Consider the following 18275-nt stretch of genomic DNA (forward strand, 5'->3'; position numbering starts at 1 on the left):
AAACGACCCGGACGCACATGCGACCGGGTCGTCAAATCCCGCCCTAAACGGTACACCGTTCGCTATCTAAGAAAAGACCTTAACTGAACGGCATTACCGGCTCGCCGGGGTTCTCTCATTGCGCGATCAGGATGCGCGGCATCACGCCGGGAACACGCCCGTCGAAAGATAACGGTCGCCGCGATCGCAGACGATGAACACGATCGTCGCGTTCTCCACCTGGCGCGCGATGCGCAGCGCCACTTCGCACGCGCCGCCCGACGAAATGCCCGCGAAAATGCCTTCGACCGATGCGAGGCGTCGCGCCATCGCTTCGGAGGCCGCCTGACTTACGTTCTCCACGCGATCCACGCGGCTGCGATCGAAAATCTTCGGCAGATAGGCTTCCGGCCACTTGCGGATGCCCGGAATGCGCGAGCCTTCTTCCGGCTGAGCGCCGATGATCTCGATCTTTTCGTTCTGCTCTTTCAGATACTTCGACACGCCCATGATCGTGCCGGTCGTGCCCATCGACGAGACGAAGTGCGTAAGGCGGCCTTCGGTCTGACACCACAGCTCCGGGCCCGTGCCTTCGTAATGCGCGAGCGGATTGTCCGGGTTCGCGAACTGATCGAGAATGATGCCTTTGCCGTCACGCTGCATCTGATCGGCGAGATCGCGTGCGTATTCCATGCCGCCCGTCACCGGCGTCAGCACGATTTCGGCGCCATACGCGGCCATGCTCTGGCGGCGCTCGATCGACAGATCTTCCGGCATCAGCAGCACCATCTTGTAGCCGCGCATCGCGGCGGCCATCGCGAGCGCGATGCCGGTGTTGCCGCTCGTTGCTTCGATGAGCGTGTCGCCCGGCTTGATGCGGCCGCGCTCTTCAGCTTTCCTGATCATCGACAGCGCCGGCCGGTCCTTCACCGATCCCGCCGGATTGTTGCCTTCGAGCTTGCCCAGCACGACGTTGTTGCGGCTGCGAATTTCATCGTCCACGATGCGGACGAGTTGCACGAGCGGCGTGTTGCCGATCGTGTCTTCGATAGTCATGTAAGCCATATGCGGAGCCGATTCGGATTCCCCGCGGACGACACTGCCTTTCCGCGCGGATTTTGATATAGGGATTCGTCGATTGTAGCCCACCGGTTCCGCTGATGCCGGCGCATCCCTGATGCACGGATGGAATGCCGCTCGCGCGCGCCGTCCGCGCATGCAAAAAGCCCCGCGGGGAGGCCGTCCGCGGGGAGCCCAAGACATCCGAAGGCTGAAGGAGATCGATGGCGCGCCGCGCACCAGGGCGCGCCTCCGGGCCGTGCTTATTTCTTCACAATGACCGGTTTAGCTGATGCGGACGCCGAAACCGGCGTCGCGACAGCCGAGTTCGCGCCGCCAGGCGGTGCGGCGACGGCCGCGGTCTTCGTCGTTGCGCCGATTGTCAGTCCTTCCGCTTCCAGACGCTGGACGGTCTTGCCGCCCATGCCTTTGACGCGCGTGCCGAGATCGCTCGCGTCCTTGAACGGACCGTGCGCCTGACGTTCATCGAGAATGGCTTTCGCCTTCGCCGGACCGATGCCCTTGATGCCGCGCAGCGCGTCGGAGTTGGCGGTATTGACGTCGACGGCCGCGAACGCGCTACCGATGGAAAAGATGAGCGCGAACGCAGCGATCGACGAGAGTGCTTGCTTGAACATGACTGAGTCTCCGTGAAGAACCGGCCGGCACCAGCGCCAACCGTGAGACCCAGTTTAGAGAGGCTCGAAGCGCGTTTATAGCTGGCCGAATAGCCAACGCACGTAGCGATCGACACCTTCCTGAACCGTAAGAAACGAGGCGTCGTAACCGGCTGCGCGCAGCTTCGACTGGTCCGCCTGCGTGAAGCATTGGTACTTGCCGCGCAGCGCGTCGGGGAACGGCACGTACTCGATCAGACCGCGCTGCACGAGTTCGGCGAGCGAGAGCGCCGCTTCGCCGTTCAACGCGCGCAGCGAGTTCACGACCGTCGACGCGATATCGTTGAACGGCTGCGCGCGCCCGGTGCCGAGATTGAAAATGCCCGACTTCTCCGGATGATCGAAGAAGAACAGATTCACCTTCACGACGTCTTCGACCGAGATGAAGTCGCGCGTCTGCTCGCCGGCCGCATAGCCGTTGTACTCGCCGAAGAGCTTGACCTTGCCTTCCGAGCGGAACTGATTGAAGTTGTGGAACGCGACCGACGCCATGCGTCCCTTGTGCGTTTCGCGCGGGCCGTACACGTTGAAATAGCGAAAGCCGGCGATCTGGCTTTCCGCCTTCGGCAGCACCTGCCGCACGATCTGATCGAAGAGGAACTTCGAATAACCGTACACGTTGAGCGGCTTCTCGACTTCGCGCTCTTCGACGAAACGGCTCGATCCGCCGTATGTCGCCGCCGACGATGCATACAGGAACTGCGCGCCCTGCGCGAGGCACGCGTCCATCACGTCGCGGCTGTAGCGGAAGTTGTTGTCCATCATGTAGCGGCCGTCGGTTTCCATCGTGTCCGAACAGGCGCCTTCGTGGAACACCGCGCGCACGCGGCCGAAATCGCCGCGCTTGAAGCGCTCGACGAACTCGGTCTTGTCGAGGTAATCGTCGATTTCGCAATCGACGAGATTCTTGAACTTGTCGGCGCGCGTGAGGTTGTCGACCGCGATCACGCGATTCTCGCCACGCTCGTTGAGCGCCTTGACGATATTGCTGCCGATGAAGCCGGCTGCACCGGTAACGATGATGGTCATGGCGTTATTTCAGATAAGGTCAGGCGAAGAGTTCGTTGTAGTCGACGGTCGCCGTACCGAGCTTGCCCACGACGATGCCCGCCGCGCGGTTCGCATAGACGATCGAGTCGACGAGCGGCACACCCGCGCCCAGCATGGTCGCGACCGTTGCGATGACGGTGTCGCCGGCGCCCGAGACATCATACACTTCGCGCGCTTCGGCCGATGTGTGCAGCACCTGGTCCTCGGTGAAGAGCGTCATGCCCTCTTCCGAGCGCGTGAGGAGCAGCGCTGAAAGATCGAGCTCCGCACGCAGTTTCCTCACGCGCTCGTGCAGATCTTCTTCCGATTTCCACTGGCCGATGACTTCGCGCAGCTCCGCGCGATTCGGCGTGATGAGCGTCGCGCCGCGATAACGGTCCCAGTCGTCGCCCTTCGGATCGACGAGCACGGGCTTTCCGGCGCGTTTCGCGTCGGCGATCATCTGCGTGACGTGCGTGAGGCCGCCCTTCGCGTAATCGGACATGAGGATCACGTCGTGCTGCGGCAGGATCTCGGTGAACCGTTCGAGACACGCGCGCAGCACTTCATGATTCGGCGTGTTCTCGAAATCGACGCGCAGCAACTGCTGCTGACGCGACAGCACGCGCAGCTTGATGGTCGTGAGCAGTTCGGGATCGCGCTCGAGATGCGCCGCGACCTTGCTTTCGCCGAGCAGCTCGACGATGCGCTCGCCCGGCTCGTCATGTCCCACTACGCAAAGCAGGCCGGCCTGCGCGCCGAGCGCCGCCGCGTTGCGCGCGACGTTCGCCGCGCCGCCGAGGCGGTCTTCCTTCTTCTGCACGTGCACGACCGGCACGGGCGCTTCGGGCGAGATGCGGTTGACGTCCCCGAACCAGTAGCGGTCGAGCATCACGTCGCCGACCACGAGCACGCGCGCCGCCGAAACGCGCGCAAGCGGGACGACGGGAATATCGGCGTTAGTTGTGGCTGCCGTTGCGGTCGAGTTCGACATGGGGACGTCCTATTGCAAAGTAGTCGATGCCCATTTCGGCCATCGCTTCCGGTTCATACAGATTGCGGCCGTCGAAGATCACCGGCGTCTTCAACGCGCTCTTCAAGTGCCAGAAATCCGGGCTCTTGAATTCTTTCCATTCGGTCACGATGACGAGCGCGTCCGCGTCCGTCAGCGCATCCTGTTGCGTGTTCACGAGATGCAGGCGCTGGAAGTCGTCGGGGCGATCCGCGAGATCGAGCGCGAACACGCGCTCTGCCTCGTCGCGCGCGACGGGATCGTAGCCGCGCACCGTGGCGCCGCGCTGCAGCAGCGCCTCGATGATGCGCCGGCTCGACGCCTCGCGCATGTCGTCGGTGTTGGGCTTGAATGCGAGGCCCCACACGGCGAACGTGCGCCCGCGCAGATCCTCGCCCATGCGCTTCACGATCTTGTTGACGAGCACTTCCTTCTGATCGTTATTGACCGCTTCGACCGCCTCGAGCACGCGCAGCGTGTGGCCGTTTTCGCGCGCGGTTTGCGCGAGCGCCTGCACGTCCTTCGGGAAGCACGAGCCGCCATAGCCGCAGCCCGCATACAGGAAGTGATAGCCGATGCGCGGATCCGAGCCCATGCCCCGCCGCACCGATTCGATGTCGGCGCCGACGGTATCCGCGAGATTCGACAGATCGTTCATGAACGAGATGCGCGTCGCGAGCATCGCGTTGGCGGCGTACTTCGTGAACTCGGCCGAACGCACGTCCATGTACAGCGTGCGCTCGTGATTGCGGTTGAACGGCGTGTAGAGGCGCTTCATCTTCTCGCGCGCGAGGTTGCCCGCGCGGTCGTCGTCGATGCCGATCACGATGCGATCCGGGCGCATGAAGTCGTCCACAGCCGCGCCTTCCTTCAGGAACTCCGGATTCGACACGACCGAGAAGCCGTGCTTCTCCGACTCGCCGAGTCCGCGCGCCCGCAACTCTTCCTCGACGACGCGCTTCACTTGCAGCGCCGTGCCGACCGGCACCGTCGATTTATCGACGATCACCTTGAAGCCGTTCGAATACTTGCCGATATTGCGCGCGGCGGCGAGCACGTATTGCAGATCGGCTGAGCCGTCTTCGTCGGGCGGCGTGCCGACCGCGATGAATTGAATGTCGCCGTGCTCGACGCTCGCTTTCACGTCGGTGGAAAACTGGATGCGGCCTGCCGCGCGCGTGCGCCTCAGCATTTCCTGAAGGCCCGGCTCGTGGATCGGCACGCCGCCATTGTTGAGAATTTCGATCTTGCGCGGATCGACGTCCACGCAAAACACGTCATTGCCGATTTCGGCAAGGCACGCGCCGGTTACGAGACCGACGTAACCCGTGCCGACGATGGTCACTTTCATACGCTTTCCGGTTGTTCCTGAAATGCCGGTGGCAGAAGCGGCGCATTCGCGCGCCGCCCGATGTCATGCTCGCCGCGCTGGCTCAGGCCGAGCTCGTGATCGGCTCGACGCGACGCGGCGCGTACGTCTCCCAGCCGCTGCAGCCGGGGCATTGCCAATAGAATAGACGCGCACGGAACCCGCAAGTTTGACACGTATAACGCGGCAGATTCTTAGTGCGCTGTTTCACCAGATTACGCATCAGTTCGAGCTCGCCGCGGCGCGGCTCGTCGGCCGTCGCCTCCTGCGCCTCGAGCAGACGCGTCATGCCCGCGAGATTCGGCGCGCTTTGCATCTGCTTGCGTGCCAGCTCGTGCGCGGCTTCGAGACCGCGCAACTCTTGAACGTGCTTGTAGGCGACATCGAGCAGATCGTTCGACGGATAGCGCGTCGCGTAATCGATCAGCAGATCGACGCCCTCTTCCTTGCGCCCGAGCGCGGCGTACGCCTTCATCAGCTTCTCGGCGACGAGCGGCAGATACGCCTCGTTCTGCTCCTCGACGCGCTTCCAGTGCGCGATCGCCACATCGACGTTGCCGGCGGCCGCTTCGACATCGCCTGCCAGGATGGTCGCGCGCACGTTGTCCGGGTTCGATGCCAGCGCGAGCTTCAGTTCGGCGCGCGCACCATCTGGATTCTTGCGCTGAAGCGCTTCCTGCGCCAGCTCGCAGTGGAAATGCGCGATTTCCATATGCAGCGAGGGCGCGCCCATCTTTTCGATCTGCTCGGCCGTCGCGATCGATTTCGGCCAGTCCTTTTCGATCTCGTAGATGGTCAGCAGCGCGCGCTGCGCGCCGAGCGAATATTCGCCGGCGTTGAGCGACTTGAACGTTTCCTCGGCGCGATCGAGCAGGCCCGCCTTCAGGAAATCCTGTCCGAGTTCGTAGAGCGCGTGATCGCGTTCCGCGACCGGCAAATCGGCGCGGCTCAACAGATTCTGATGCACGCGAATCGCGCGATCGGTCTCTCCGCGACGGCGAAACAGATTGCCGAGCGCGAAATGCAGTTCGATCGTTTCGGGATCGAGCTTGGCGACTTCGATGAACGCATCGATCGCCTTGTCGTGTTGCTCGTTGAGCAGAAAATTGAGGCCGCGAAAATACGAGCGCGGCAGATTCGCATTTTCGGACAACAGCGCTTTCAAGTCATAGCGGGACGCCATCCACCCCAGCGCGAAAGCGACGGGGATGACAAGCAGCCACCAGAAGTCTAGATCCATGCGATTAGTCGTTGAGTGTCAGATGTCTGCGCGAAAGGTCAGATGAGCGGCGGCATCGGCGGTTCTTCCTTCACCACCGGCGTCTCGCGAGCGACGCGCAGCTCGCGCTTCAGACGCCCGTTCTCCATGCGCAGACGCACCCTGGCCGGCACAGCCGACACGAGCCCCGCGAGCAATCCCACCACGAAAAACGCGAGGCCGATCAGAATAAGCGGCGCCTGCCACGCGTAGCCCGCGAGAAAGTTCAGCGTCGCGGGCTGGGTATTGGCGAGCGCCAGCACCAGCAACAGCACGAATACCAGAACGCGGATCAGCCAGACGATGAATTTCATGTAGGGTCTCGCAAGAGCGGTTGCACCAGACGGCCCTTCCGTTTCGGCCGGGCCTGCGCGGTTGAACACCCAGGTCAAAGTGACCGGTATTGTAATTGATGCTCCCGGGCGCCGGCAGTCGCCCGCTCGACGCATGAATTTTTAGCAAACAACGCACCCGTCGCGCTGGATCGCTGCTATCGAAACGCCGCGCATAAAAAAAGCACCCCGAAGGGTGCTTTTCTGGTCGATTGCCTCGCAGGCCGAAGCCGCTAACCTAAAATCCTGACTGATCATCAGTCACGTTGCGTGCCGATCAGTGATCGTCGGCATCGTCGTCATTCGAAGCTTTCAGCGGCTCGCCCGCGCGGCCGTCGACGCGTTCGCGCAACTCCTTGCCCGGCTTGAAGTGCGGCACGAATTTCTCCGGCACCAGCACCTTTTCACCCGACTTGGGATTGCGCCCGACGCGCGACGGACGACGATTGAGCCCGAAGCTGCCGAAGCCGCGAATCTCGATGCGATGACCGTTGGCCAGAGCCTCCGACATCGCATCCAGCATCGTCTTCACCGCGAAATCCGCATCCTTGAGGACAAGTTGCGGAAATCGCGACGCCAACTGGGCGACCAATTCCGATTTGGTCATTCTGCAGCTGTGCCGTTAAGGGCTTAGCTGTTCTGGCCGTCGAGCTTGGCCTTGAGCAGCGCGCCGAGGTTGGTCGTGCCGGTCGCGGCGGCGTTCGAGTCGCCCTGCAGGCTGCGCATGGCTTCCTGCTGTTCGGCCGAATCCTTCGCCTTGATCGACAGGTTGATGCCACGCGACTTGCGATCGATGTTGATGATCATCGCGTTGACCTTCTCGCCTTCCTTGAGCACGTTGCGCGCATCTTCCACGCGGTCTTGCGCGATTTCCGAAGCACGCAGGTAGCCTTCGACCTCGCCGGACAGCGTGATGACCGCACCCTTCGGATCGACCGACTTCACAACGCCGTCGACGATAGCGCCCTTGTCGTTGATCGCCACGAAGTTGCTGAACGGATCGCCTTCGAGCTGCTTGATGCCGAGCGAGATGCGTTCCTTGTCGACGTCGATGCCCAGAACCACGGCTTCGACTTCGTCGCCCTTCTTGTACTTGCGAACGGCTTCTTCGCCGGTTTCCGACCACGACAGATCCGACAGGTGAACCAGACCGTCGATGCCGCCAGGCAGACCGATGAACACGCCGAAGTCGGTGATCGACTTGATGGCGCCGCTGATCTTGTCGCCCTTCTTGAAGTTGCGGCTGAAGTCATCCCACGGATTCGGCTTGCACTGCTTCATGCCGAGGGAGATACGGCGGCGGTCTTCGTCGATTTCGAGAACCATGACTTCGACTTCGTCGCCCAGTTGAACAACCTTCGACGGCGCAACGTTCTTGTTGGTCCAGTCCATTTCCGACACGTGGACGAGGCCTTCGATGCCCGATTCCACTTCGACGAATGCGCCGTAGTCGGTGATGTTCGTGACCTTGCCGAACAGGCGCGTGCCCGACGGGTAACGGCGCGAGATGCCTTCCCACGGATCGTCGCCCAGTTGCTTGATGCCGAGCGAAACGCGGTTCTTCTCTTGGTCGAACTTGAGGATCTTGGCGGTGACTTCCTGGCCAACCGACAGGACTTCCGACGGGTGACGCACGCGGCGCCATGCGATGTCGGTGATGTGCAGCAGGCCGTCGATGCCGCCGAGGTCCACGAACGCGCCGTAGTCGGTGATGTTCTTGACCACGCCTTCGACGATCGCGCCTTCCTTCAGCGTCTCGAGCAGCTTCGCGCGCTCTTCGCCCTGCGTCGCTTCGATGACCGCGCGGCGCGACAGCACCACGTTGTTACGCTTGCGATCGAGCTTGATGACGCGGAATTCGAGCGTCTTGCCTTCGTACGGCGTCGTGTCCTTGACCGGACGCGTGTCGACGAGCGAACCCGGCAGGAACGCGCGGATGCCGTTGACCATCACGGTCATGCCGCCCTTGACCTTGCCGGTGATCGTGCCGGTCACGAGTTCGTTGTTGTCCAGCGCCTTTTCCAGCGACAGCCACGAAGCGAGGCGCTTCGCCTTGTCGCGCGACAGGATGGTGTCGCCATAGCCGTTTTCCAGCGCGTCGATCGCGACGGAAACGAAGTCGCCCGCCTGCACTTCCACTTCACCCGCGTCGTTCAGGAATTCTTCGAGCGGAATATAGGCTTCGGACTTGAGACCAGCGTTGACGACCACGAAGTTGTGGTCGACACGCACGACTTCGGCGGAGATCACTTCGCCGGCGCGCATGTCCTGCTTGGTCAGCGACTCTTCGAACAGAGCCGCAAAGGATTCGGTATTCGGGGTGGAGGTTTGCAGGTCGGACATAAAAATCGATATTTGCACGGCCTTTGCGCGGTGATTCGGAATGAACCGGCGGGCTTTACCCAGATGCGCAACGCCATACGGGGTTAATGGTTTAACACACGCCCTGCCTCCCGGCAGAGCACCTTACTTCTACTGCACTACACGAATCTCGCTGAACCAGCCGATGATCTGCTCGACCGCTTGATCGATCGACAAACCGGAGGTGTCCAGCGTCTTCGCATCCGCCGCGGGCTTGAGCGGCGCGGCGCTCCGGTTCATGTCCCGGGCATCGCGTGCGCGCAAATCTCGCAGCAAGTCATCCATATTAGCAGAAAAACCTTTTTGCATCAATTGCTTATACCGCCGCGCCGCGCGCGCCTCGACGCTTGCAGTCAGGAACACCTTCAGCGTGGCGTCGGGGAAGATGACCGTGCCCATGTCGCGGCCGTCGGCGACGAGGCCGGGGCGCTTGCGAAAAGCCCGCTGGCGCGCGACGAGCGCCTGGCGCACTTCGGGATGCACGGCGATCGCGGAGGCGCGGTTGCCGACTTCTTCCTGCCGGATTTCGCCCGAGACATCGGCGCCATCGAGCTGCGCGCAACCTTCGCGGAACGTGATATGGAGCGCCTCGACCAGTTTTGCAAGGCCGGGGGCGTCGTCCTTGTCCACTTCGTAGCGGATGCTCGCGAGCGCCGCGAGCCGGTAGAGCGCGCCGCTGTCGAGCAGGTGGAAGCCGAGCGTCGCCGCGACGATCGCCGCGACCGTGCCCTTGCCCGACGCCGTCGGCCCGTCGATGGTAATCACTGGTGTTGGGTCGAAAGGACGGGTCGGTTTCATTGAGTCTGGCCGTTCTGGCCCGTTATTACGGTCATGGAAGTCGAAGTCATCGCGTTTCACGGTACAGCGCTCCCGTTACGCTTTCACGAGCGTCGAGAAGCGGTCGAAGTAGTCCGGAAAGGTTTTAGCCACACATTTCGGATCGTTGATGCGGACCGGCACGCCGCCGAGGCTCACGAGCGAAAAGCACATCGCCATGCGGTGATCGTCGTAGGTGTCGATCGCGGCGTTCGGCGTCAGTTTCGCCGGCGGCGTGACGACGAGATAATCCGCACCCTCTTCCACGGTCGCGCCGATCTTGCGCAACTCGTTCGCCATCGCGGCGATGCGATCCGTTTCCTTCACGCGCCAGCTCGCGATATTGCGCAGCGTCGTCGTGCCGCTCGCGAAGAGCGCGGCCACGGCGATCGTCATCGCGGCGTCGGGAATCAGGTTGAAATCCATGTCGATGGGCGCGAGCCTGCCATCGTCCGATTCGACGCCGCGCACTTCGATCCAGTCCTCGCCCATCATCACGTTCGCGCCCATGCGGTTCAGCGCGTCCGCGAAGCCGACATCGCCCTGAATGCTCGAACGACCGACGCCCTCCACGCGCACCGGTCCATGCCCGATCGCGCCCGCCGCCAGGAAATACGAGGCCGACGACGCATCGCCTTCCACCATGATCGCGCCCGGCGACTTGTAGCTCACGCCGGCGGGAACGGTGAAGCGCGCCCAGCCGTCGCGCTCGACCGTGACGCCGAAGCGCTCCATCAAACGAATCGTGATTTCGATGTACGGCTTCGAAATGAGTTCGCCTTCGATCTCGATCGTAACGGGACCGTTACGGCCTTCCACGACCGGCAGGCTCATCAGGAGCGCGGTGAGAAACTGGCTCGACACGTCGCCGCGCACGCGGATCGGCTTGTCGATGGCGATCTTCGCGGCGTGGATCCTGAGCGGCGGGAAGCCGTCGTTGAGCTCGTAATCGATCGCAGCGCCGATCTGGCGCAGCCCGTCGACGAGATCGCCGATCGGCCGCTCGTGCATGCGCGGCACGCCGTGGACGCGATATTCGCCGCCGTTCACGGCCAGCGCCGCGGTCAGCGGACGCACCGCCGTACCCGCGTTGCCGAGAAACAGCTCCGCCGATTTCGACGGAAACGCGCCGCCCGTCCCGCCGACGATCACGCGCTCGCCGTCCTCGCGCACGGCGACGCCCAGGTTCCGGAGCGCGGCGAGCATCACGCGCGTGTCGTCGGAATCGAGCAGATTCGTGATCGACGTTTCGCCGTGCGCAAGCGCCGCGAGCAGCAGCACGCGGTTCGAAATGCTCTTCGAGCCGGGCAGGCGCACGGTGCCGGACGCGCGGGAGAAAGGTCCGAGATCGAGATGTTCCATGTTGTTTCCTTGTTTCGCGGCTTACTTGGCGGCGATGTCGTTCGAAGGCTTGATGCCGCCGCGTTCCTGCCATTCTTTCCGGGCGACGCGCGAACGCGCGAACGCCGCTTCGAGCGCCGCGCCGTCCGAGGCGTCGATCGCCGCGCGAAAACGCGCGAGCACCGCGGTGTAATCGTCGAGCTCGGCGAGCAGCGCGGCGCGGTTCGCGAGACAGATATCGCGCCACATTTCGGGACTCGACGCCGCGATGCGCGTGAAATCGCGAAAGCCGCCTGCGGCGAACGAGAATTTCAGATCGGCATCGGGCGTGTCGAGAATCTGATCGACGAGCGCGAACGAGAGCACGTGCGGCAAATGACTCACCGACGCGAACACGCGATCGTGCTGCGCCTCGCTCATCTGACGCACGCACGCGCCGCTCGCGCGCCACATCGACGCGATGCGTTCGACGCCATCCGCCGCATTTTCCGGCAGCGGACACAGCACGACATTGCGATCGACGTACAGATCGGGCAATGCCGCATCGACGCCGCTCGACTCGCGCCCGGCGATCGGATGTCCCGGCACGAACTGCGCGACGCGCGCACCGAGCGCGCGCTTCGCCGCCGCGACGACATCGGTTTTCGTGCTGCCGGCGTCGGTGACGATGGTTCGCGCGTCGAGAAACGGCGCGATGCGCGCGAGCAGCGGCTCGGTCTGCGCGACGGGCGCGGCGAGCAATACCACGTCGGCGCCTTCGAGCGCCTTGGCGAGCGCGGCGTCGTCGTTGAGCGCGGCGGCTTCGTCGATCACGCCGAGTTCGATGGCGCGCTCGACCGACGCACGCGACCGACCCACGCCGACGACGCGACCTTCGAGCCCCGCGCGCTCACGCAACGCGCGCGCGAGCGATCCGCCGATCAGGCCGACGCCGAAGATAACCAGTTTATTGAAAGAGAACATCGATGCAGCCTGAAGCTGAAAACGAAGCGGCCGCTCAACGCGCCCGCGGATACGAACCGAGAATCTTCAGGAACGCGGACTTGCGCCCGAGTTCGTCGAGCGCGGCCGCAACCGCGGCATCGTCGCGATGGCCTTCGATGTCGATATAAAAGTAGTACTCCCACGCGCCCGAACGCGCGGGACGCGACTCGAAGCGCGTCATCGAAACGCCGTGTTTCGCGAGCGGCTCGAGCAGCTTGAAGACCGCGCCGGATTCGTTCTTCACCGTGACGATGAGCGACGTCTGATCGTGGCCGCTCGAATCCGTCGGCTGCTTGCCGACGATCACGAATCGCGTGCGATTGTGCGGATCGTCCTGAATCATCGAGAACACGACGCCGAGGCCGTAATGCGTCGCGGCGCGATCGCCCGCGATGGCCGCGACCGTCGGATCTTCGACCGCCATGCGCGCGGCTTCCGCGTTGCTCGACACCGCTTGCCGTTCCAAATGCGGCGCGTTCGCGGACAGCCAGCGCTGGCACTGCGCGAGCGCCTGCGGATGCGCGCATACGCGCTTCACGCCGTCGAGCGTGCCGGACGCGGTCAGCAGATTGTGATGGATCGGCAACGCGAGTTCGCCGCCGATCAAGAGCGACGTCTGCAGCAGCAGATCCAGCGTGCGCGACACCGCGCCTTCCGCCGAATTCTCGACCGGCACGACGCCGTACTGCGCCGCGCCCGCCTCGACGGCGCGGAACACTTCGTCGATCGACGGGCACGGCACGCCCTGAATCGAATGCCCGAAGTATTCGAACATCGCCTGTTCGCTATAGGTGCCGACCGGGCCGAGGAACGCAGCGCTGATCGTCTGTTCGAGCGCGCGGCTCGCGGCCATGATCTCGCGCCAGATCGACGCGATGTGCTCGTCGGCGAGCGGCCCGTCGCTCATTTCCTGCAGGCGCGCGATGACCTGCATCTCGCGCTCCGGACGAAACACGGGCGCATTGAAATGCTTCTTCACTTCGCCGACTTCGAGCGCGACGGAAGCGCGCTGATTCAGCAGCGCGATGAGTTGCGCGTCGAGCGCATCGATGCGCTCACGCAGCGGTTTGAGTCTTGTATTGAGATCGTCGTCCATGCGGTGCTTGATGTTTGAAGCCAGGTTTAAGCGCTTTCGCGCTCGAATTCCTTCATGTAATCGACGAGCGCTTTCACGCCCTCGATCGGCACCGCGTTGTAGATCGATGCCCGCATGCCGCCGACGGACTTGTGGCCCTTCAGTTGCAACAGCCCGCGCGCCTTCGCGCCGGCCAGGAAATCGGTGTTGCGCGATTCGTCGGCGAGGAAGAACGGCACGTTCATGCGCGAACGGTTCGGGCGCTCGACCTTGTTGACGTAGAAATCGCTCGAATCGATGGTGTCGTACAGCAGCTTCGCCTTTTCGACGTTGCGCGCTTCGATCGCCGTGAGGCCGCCCTGCTTCTTCAGCCACTTGAACACGAGACCGGCGATGTAGATCGCATACGTGGGCGGCGTGTTGTACATCGAGTTGTTCTCGGCGACGGTCTTCCACTCGAACGCCGAAGGACAGATGGACAGCGCGCGGTCGAGCAGGTCTTCGCGCACGATCACGACGGTCACGCCCGCCATGCCGATGTTCTTCTGCGCGCCGCCGAAGAGCACGCCGAACTTCGCGATGTCCATCGGGCGCGAGAGGATGTGCGAGGACGCGTCGGCGACGAGCGGGATGTCGCCCAGATCGGGAATCTCGAAGGCTTCGACGCCGTCGATGGTTTCGTTGCTGCACAGATGCACGTAGGCCGGATCGTCCGACAGCTTCCATTCGCTGAAAGCCGGCACGCGCGTGAAGCCTTCTTCGGTCTTGCCGCTCGCCGCGAGATGCGGCGTGCCGTACTTCTGCGCTTCCTTGAACGATTTCGTCGACCATGAACCGGTGACGACGAAGTCGGCGGTTTGCCGCTTGCCGAGCAGATTCATCGGCACGATGGCGTTTTCGCCGATGCCGCCGCCCTGCAGAAACAGAATGCGATGCGACGCCGGCACGTACAACAGTTCACGCAGATCGGTGAGCGCCGCCTCGTGGATCGACATGAACTCCGCGCCGCGGTGACTCATTTCCATCACGCTCATGCCGCTGCCTTGCCAGTCGAGCATTTCATCGGCTGCCTGCTTCAGGACTTCTTCTGGCATGGCGGCTGGGCCGGCGGAGAAATTGAACACGCGCATCTGGAGATCCCGGAAATCCGATTCGGCAGGCGCGAATTGCGCGGCAAATGCAGCGAAGACCGCGCAATCACCGTTTTCGCGCCCGAAAAAGAAATGGCTGCTTGCGCTCGCGCGCAAACAGCCATTATCGCACTGTCCTGAAAACCCGCCAATGCACGGGGCGGTGAGCCCGGCCGGCGGATTCCCGTCAGGCCGACGTCATCGAGCTTACTTGGCGCTCGGCTTGACGCTCGCCACTTCCTGATCGGCTTGCGTGCGCGTTGCCTTGATGGCTTGCGGCATGTACTTCTGCATCAGGCCATTCACGACGTCGCGGCCAACCTGGTCCTGAACCTGGATGAACTTGCGGCCAGTCGTGCTCTTGTAGAAGTTGGTCAGATCCTTGATCTCGTCCGTCGAGTAGTACTTCGCGTATGCGTCGTACTGAGCTTGCATCGCGTCCTTGCGGAAGGCGTCGGTGGCGAAAACCTGGCCGGCGGAGTCAACCAGCTTCGGCACTGCGTTCTTCTGCAGCGTCGGAACGGCGGCTTGCTTCTGCTTGTCGTTCATCGTCTTGTTCTCGGACAGCGCGTCCGAGAGGATCGCCGGCACGAGTTGCTTCGATTGCATCTGCGCGCTGTTACCGATCGCACCGACCAGCTTCTGCGCGTCGATCGCGTCGAGCAGGTCCTTGATCGCGGCTTGCTTGGCCGGATCAACCGGTGCTGCTGCGGCTGCCGGTGCGGCCGTTTGCGCGGGCGCCTGATTCTGAAGCGACTGAGCCATCGCGAAGGTCGGCACGAAAGCGGCCAGCAACATCCACTGCTTGAAACGTCCTTGCATTATTACTCCCTGTAAAAAATATCCAGTTCAGCACTGGCGACGAGCGTTGCCTGTCGTTTCGACGCCGGCAACCCGCTCATGTCACGTCGCGCAGCTTAACCAATCCGAGCTTTCAAAAGCGATAACGGGAGCGTTGAGACACAAAAAATATCAGGCGTTTTCTTCGCCTTCACCATTTTCCGCGTCGCCCGGTTTCGCTGCAGAATCTTCCGAACCGGCGTCTGCCTCGAGTTCGGCCTCGGCTTCCGCTTCGGCGATATGCTGCAGTCCCGACAACTTCGTTCCCTCGTCAAGGCTGATGAGTGTAACACCTTGAGTTGCACGGCCCATTTCGCGGATTTCCGAAACTCGCGTGCGAATAAGCACGCCCGCGGTCGTGATCAGCATGATCTCGCTCTCCGGCTCGACGAGCGTCGCCGCGACGACGCGGCCGTTACGCTCCGACGTCTGGATCGCGATCATACCCTTCGTGCCGCGGCCATGACGCGTGTACTCGTTGATCGGGGTGCGCTTGCCGTAGCCGTTCTCGGTCGCCGTCAGCACCGACTGGTTCTCGCCGCCCGCAACGAGCATCGCGATGACCTGCTGCCCGTCTTCGAGCTGCATGCCGCGCACGCCGCGCGCCTCGCGGCCCATCGCGCGCACGTCGTTCTCGTCGAAGCGCACGGCCTTGCCCGCGTCGGAGAACAGCATGACGTCGTGCTGGCCGTCGGTGATGGCGGCGCCGATGAGGTAATCGCCCTCGTCGAGACCCACCGCGATGATGCCCTTCTTCATCGGACGGCTGAACGCTTCGAGCGGCGTCTTCTTGACCGTGCCGAGCGCGGTCGTCATGAACACGTACTTGTCGACCGAGAATTCCTTGACCGGCAGGACGACGTTGATCTTCTCGCCATCCTGCAGCGGGAACATGTTGACGATCGGACGGCCGCGCGAGTTGCGCGAGCCCTGCGGCACTTCATAGACCTTGATCCAGTACACGCGGCCGCGATTCGAGAAGCACAACATGTGATCGTGCGTGTTCGCGATGAAGAGCGTGTCGATCCAGTCGTCTTCCTTCATCTGCGTCGCCTGCTTGCCGCGACCGCCGCGCTTCTGCGCGCGATATTCGGAAAGCGGCTGCGACTTCACATAACCGGAATGCGACATGGTGACGACCATGTCCGTCGGCGTGATGAGGTCTTCGGTGTTGAGCTCGGTCGCGTTCATCTCGATACGAGAACGGCGGTCGTCGCCGAACTCGGCGCGAATCTGGCCCAGCTCCTCGACGATGATCTGGCGAATCCGCTCCGGCCGCGCGAGGATGTCGAGCAGGTCGGCGATCTGCGCCATCACTTCGCGATACTCGCCGACGATCTTGTCCTGCTCCAGACCCGTCAGGCGCTGCAGACGCATCTGCAGAATTTCCTGCGCCTGAACGTCCGACAATTTATACAGACCGTCTTCCTGCAGGCCGTATGCCGGATTCAGCCCTTCCGGACGATACGCCGCGCGGCCGCCCGAAGCCTCGGTCTCGGTACGCGTGAGCATTTCGCGCACGAGCGACGAATCCCACGGACGCGCCATCAGTTCCTGCTTCGCGATAGGCGGCGTCGGCGCGGCCTTGATGATCGCGATGAATTCGTCGATGTTAGCGAGCGCGACAGCGAGACCTTCGAGCACGTGCCCGCGATCGCGGGCCTTGCGCAGTTCGTATACAGTGCGCCGCGTCAGCACTTCCCGTCGATGCGACAGGAAGCACTCGAGCATCTCCTTCAGGTTCAGGAGCTTCGGCTGGCCGTCGACGAGCGCGACCAGGTTCATGCCGAACGTGTCCTGCAGCTGAGTCTGCTTGTACAGGTTGTTCAGAATGACTTCCGGCACTTCCCCGCGCTTCAGCTCGATCACGACGCGCATGCCCGACTTGTCGGATTCGTCGCGAATATCGGAAATGCCTTCCAGCTTCTTCTCGTTGACGAGTTCGGCGATGCGCTCGAGCAGCGTGCGCTTGTTCACCTGATACGGAATTTCGTCGACGATGATGGCCATGCGCTGGCCGCGGTCGATCTCTTCGAAGTGCGTGGCCGCGCGCATCACGACGCGCCCGCGCCCCGTGCGATAACCGTCGCGCACGCCTGCCACGCCGTAGATGATGCCGGCGGTCGGGAAGTCCGGCGCCGGCACGATCTCGATGAGTTCGTCGACGGTGGCCTCGGGCGTATTCAGCAGATGCAGGCACGCGTCGACGATTTCGCGCAGGTTGTGCGGCGGAATGTTGGTCGCCATGCCGACCGCGATGCCGGCCGAGCCATTGATCAGCAGATTGGGAATGCGCGCCGGCAGAACGAGCGGCTCGTTTTCGCTGCCGTCGTAGTTCGGCCCGAAGTCGACCGTTTCCTTGTCGATGTCGGCCAGAAGCTCGTGGCCGATCTTCGCCATGCGGATTTCGGTGTAACGCATCGCCGCGGCGTTGTCGCCGTCGACCGAACCGAAGTTGCCCTGGCCATCGACCAGCATGTAGCGCAGCGAGAACGGCTGCGCCATCCGAACGATCGTCTCGTAGACGGACGCGTCGCCGTGAGGATGGTACTTACCGATGACGTCACCGACGATACGCGCCGACTTCTTGTACGCGCGATTCCAGTCGTTGTTCAGCTCGTGCATCGAGTAGAGCGCCCGACGATGCACCGGCTTCAAGCCATCGCGTACATCGGGAAGCGCCCGCCCGACGATCACGCTCATCGCGTAATCGAGATACGAGCGGCGCATTTCCTCCTCGAGGGAGATTGGCAGAGTCTCTTTGGCGAATTGATCCATTATCCGTGTCTTGAACTATGCAGCGGCGACACGGCAGCGCGCGACGATTTCGCGAAACTCGCCCGTCAGCCGCACGACATGAGGCTGCCGCGGGGCGTAGCCGGCGTACGCTGCGCGCCCCGTATGCGGCGCACGCCTCTGAGCGCTGCGTACGGTGCATATGCTGCGCATGTCATATTTATGCGTGCGAACGCAGCGCATCAGGAGATTCTACCATGCGCGACATTGGCGCCCT

General features: G+C 62.9%; 16 protein-coding genes. All 16 read right to left on the reverse strand.

The features are described from left to right. Positions 1-141: 141 nt before the first annotated feature. Positions 142-1044, reverse strand: a complete 903-nt coding sequence (cysM, locus tag QCE58_RS11530; RefSeq protein WP_008342367.1) for a cysteine synthase CysM — start codon at positions 1042-1044, stop codon at positions 142-144. A gap of 257 nt (positions 1045-1301) precedes the next feature. Continuing rightward, entirely contained in the window at positions 1302-1676 is a 375-nt protein-coding gene (locus QCE58_RS11535) for a helix-hairpin-helix domain-containing protein (RefSeq protein ID WP_008342369.1), read from the reverse strand. A gap of 75 nt (positions 1677-1751) precedes the next feature. Continuing rightward, positions 1752-2744 carry an ADP-glyceromanno-heptose 6-epimerase gene (rfaD, locus tag QCE58_RS11540; RefSeq protein WP_008342370.1) on the reverse strand — a complete coding sequence of 331 codons (993 nt, stop codon included), beginning with the start codon at positions 2742-2744 and terminating at the stop codon, positions 1752-1754. 19 nt (positions 2745-2763) lie between these two features. Beyond that, on the reverse strand, positions 2764-3738 hold the full coding sequence (rfaE1, locus tag QCE58_RS11545) for a D-glycero-beta-D-manno-heptose-7-phosphate kinase (protein WP_008342371.1): 975 nt from the start codon (positions 3736-3738) through the stop codon (positions 2764-2766). Beyond that, positions 3704-5107 carry a UDP-glucose/GDP-mannose dehydrogenase family protein gene (locus tag QCE58_RS11550; RefSeq protein WP_034472707.1) on the reverse strand — a complete coding sequence of 468 codons (1404 nt, stop codon included), beginning with the start codon at positions 5105-5107 and terminating at the stop codon, positions 3704-3706. Before QCE58_RS11550 ends, rfaE1 begins: the two co-directional genes overlap by 35 nt. Before the next feature lie 82 nt (positions 5108-5189). Then, positions 5190-6365 carry a lipopolysaccharide assembly protein LapB gene (lapB, locus tag QCE58_RS11555; protein WP_008342373.1) on the reverse strand — a complete coding sequence of 392 codons (1176 nt, stop codon included), beginning with the start codon at positions 6363-6365 and terminating at the stop codon, positions 5190-5192. Between the two features lie 38 nt (positions 6366-6403). Beyond that, the gene (locus QCE58_RS11560) at positions 6404-6697 is read right to left on the reverse strand and encodes a lipopolysaccharide assembly LapA domain-containing protein (RefSeq protein ID WP_008342374.1); all 294 of its coding nucleotides are present in this window, start codon (positions 6695-6697) and stop codon (positions 6404-6406) included. A 295-nt stretch (positions 6698-6992) separates the two neighbouring features. Beyond that, a complete protein-coding gene (locus QCE58_RS11565) occupies positions 6993-7322 on the reverse strand; it encodes an integration host factor subunit beta (protein WP_309779573.1) in 330 nt (109 codons plus the stop codon). 23 nt (positions 7323-7345) lie between these two features. Further along, entirely contained in the window at positions 7346-9076 is a 1731-nt protein-coding gene (gene rpsA / locus QCE58_RS11570; RefSeq protein WP_174447740.1) for a 30S ribosomal protein S1, read from the reverse strand. Positions 9077-9187: 111 nt separating this feature from the next. Next, positions 9188-9874: a (d)CMP kinase gene (gene cmk / locus QCE58_RS11575; protein ID WP_008342380.1), complete on the reverse strand. Its 687-nt coding sequence runs from the start codon at positions 9872-9874 to the stop codon at positions 9188-9190. A gap of 75 nt (positions 9875-9949) precedes the next feature. Beyond that, entirely contained in the window at positions 9950-11254 is a 1305-nt protein-coding gene (gene aroA / locus QCE58_RS11580) for a 3-phosphoshikimate 1-carboxyvinyltransferase (RefSeq protein WP_250521259.1), read from the reverse strand. Between the two features lie 21 nt (positions 11255-11275). Next, complete coding sequence (locus QCE58_RS11585; RefSeq protein ID WP_250521260.1) at positions 11276-12196, reverse strand: prephenate dehydrogenase/arogenate dehydrogenase family protein; 921 nt, start codon at positions 12194-12196, stop codon at positions 11276-11278. Between the two features lie 34 nt (positions 12197-12230). Then, the gene (pheA, locus tag QCE58_RS11590; RefSeq protein WP_034472713.1) at positions 12231-13313 is read right to left on the reverse strand and encodes a prephenate dehydratase; all 1083 of its coding nucleotides are present in this window, start codon (positions 13311-13313) and stop codon (positions 12231-12233) included. A gap of 26 nt (positions 13314-13339) precedes the next feature. Next, entirely contained in the window at positions 13340-14422 is a 1083-nt protein-coding gene (serC, locus tag QCE58_RS11595) for a 3-phosphoserine/phosphohydroxythreonine transaminase (protein ID WP_250521261.1), read from the reverse strand. A 207-nt stretch (positions 14423-14629) separates the two neighbouring features. Then, positions 14630-15244, reverse strand: a complete 615-nt coding sequence (locus QCE58_RS11600) for a DUF2059 domain-containing protein (protein WP_008342389.1) — start codon at positions 15242-15244, stop codon at positions 14630-14632. A gap of 150 nt (positions 15245-15394) precedes the next feature. Then, positions 15395-18040: a DNA gyrase subunit A gene (gene gyrA / locus QCE58_RS11605; RefSeq protein ID WP_075583528.1), complete on the reverse strand. Its 2646-nt coding sequence runs from the start codon at positions 18038-18040 to the stop codon at positions 15395-15397. Between the last annotated feature and the right edge of the window lie 235 nt (positions 18041-18275).

Origin of the sequence: Caballeronia sp. LZ028, from assembly GCF_031451415.1 — a bacterium.
In the GTDB taxonomy this organism is placed as follows: Bacteria; Pseudomonadota; Gammaproteobacteria; order Burkholderiales; family Burkholderiaceae; genus Caballeronia; species Caballeronia zhejiangensis.

What these genes read in the sequence shown, in the direction of transcription:
- lapB (WP_008342373.1), bottom strand. Translation starts at nt 6,365, where the DNA reads ATGGATCTAGACTTCTGGTGGCTGCTTGTCATCCCCGTCGCTTTCGCG.
- pheA (WP_034472713.1), bottom strand. Translation starts at nt 13,313, where the DNA reads ATGGACGACGATCTCAATACAAGACTCAAACCGCTGCGTGAGCGCATC.
- rfaE1 (WP_008342371.1), bottom strand. Translation starts at nt 3,738, where the DNA reads ATGTCGAACTCGACCGCAACGGCAGCCACAACTAACGCCGATATTCCC.
- QCE58_RS11560 (WP_008342374.1), bottom strand. Translation starts at nt 6,697, where the DNA reads ATGAAATTCATCGTCTGGCTGATCCGCGTTCTGGTATTCGTGCTGTTG.
- QCE58_RS11600 (WP_008342389.1), bottom strand. Translation starts at nt 15,244, where the DNA reads ATGCAAGGACGTTTCAAGCAGTGGATGTTGCTGGCCGCTTTCGTGCCG.
- QCE58_RS11565 (WP_309779573.1), bottom strand. Translation starts at nt 7,322, where the DNA reads ATGACCAAATCGGAATTGGTCGCCCAGTTGGCGTCGCGATTTCCGCAA.
- serC (WP_250521261.1), bottom strand. Translation starts at nt 14,422, where the DNA reads ATGCGCGTGTTCAATTTCTCCGCCGGCCCAGCCGCCATGCCAGAAGAA.
- cysM (WP_008342367.1), bottom strand. Translation starts at nt 1,044, where the DNA reads ATGGCTTACATGACTATCGAAGACACGATCGGCAACACGCCGCTCGTG.
- QCE58_RS11585 (WP_250521260.1), bottom strand. Translation starts at nt 12,196, where the DNA reads ATGTTCTCTTTCAATAAACTGGTTATCTTCGGCGTCGGCCTGATCGGC.
- QCE58_RS11550 (WP_034472707.1), bottom strand. Translation starts at nt 5,107, where the DNA reads ATGAAAGTGACCATCGTCGGCACGGGTTACGTCGGTCTCGTAACCGGC.
- gyrA (WP_075583528.1), bottom strand. Translation starts at nt 18,040, where the DNA reads ATGGATCAATTCGCCAAAGAGACTCTGCCAATCTCCCTCGAGGAGGAA.
- rfaD (WP_008342370.1), bottom strand. Translation starts at nt 2,744, where the DNA reads ATGACCATCATCGTTACCGGTGCAGCCGGCTTCATCGGCAGCAATATC.
- cmk (WP_008342380.1), bottom strand. Translation starts at nt 9,874, where the DNA reads ATGAAACCGACCCGTCCTTTCGACCCAACACCAGTGATTACCATCGAC.
- QCE58_RS11535 (WP_008342369.1), bottom strand. Translation starts at nt 1,676, where the DNA reads ATGTTCAAGCAAGCACTCTCGTCGATCGCTGCGTTCGCGCTCATCTTT.
- aroA (WP_250521259.1), bottom strand. Translation starts at nt 11,254, where the DNA reads ATGGAACATCTCGATCTCGGACCTTTCTCCCGCGCGTCCGGCACCGTG.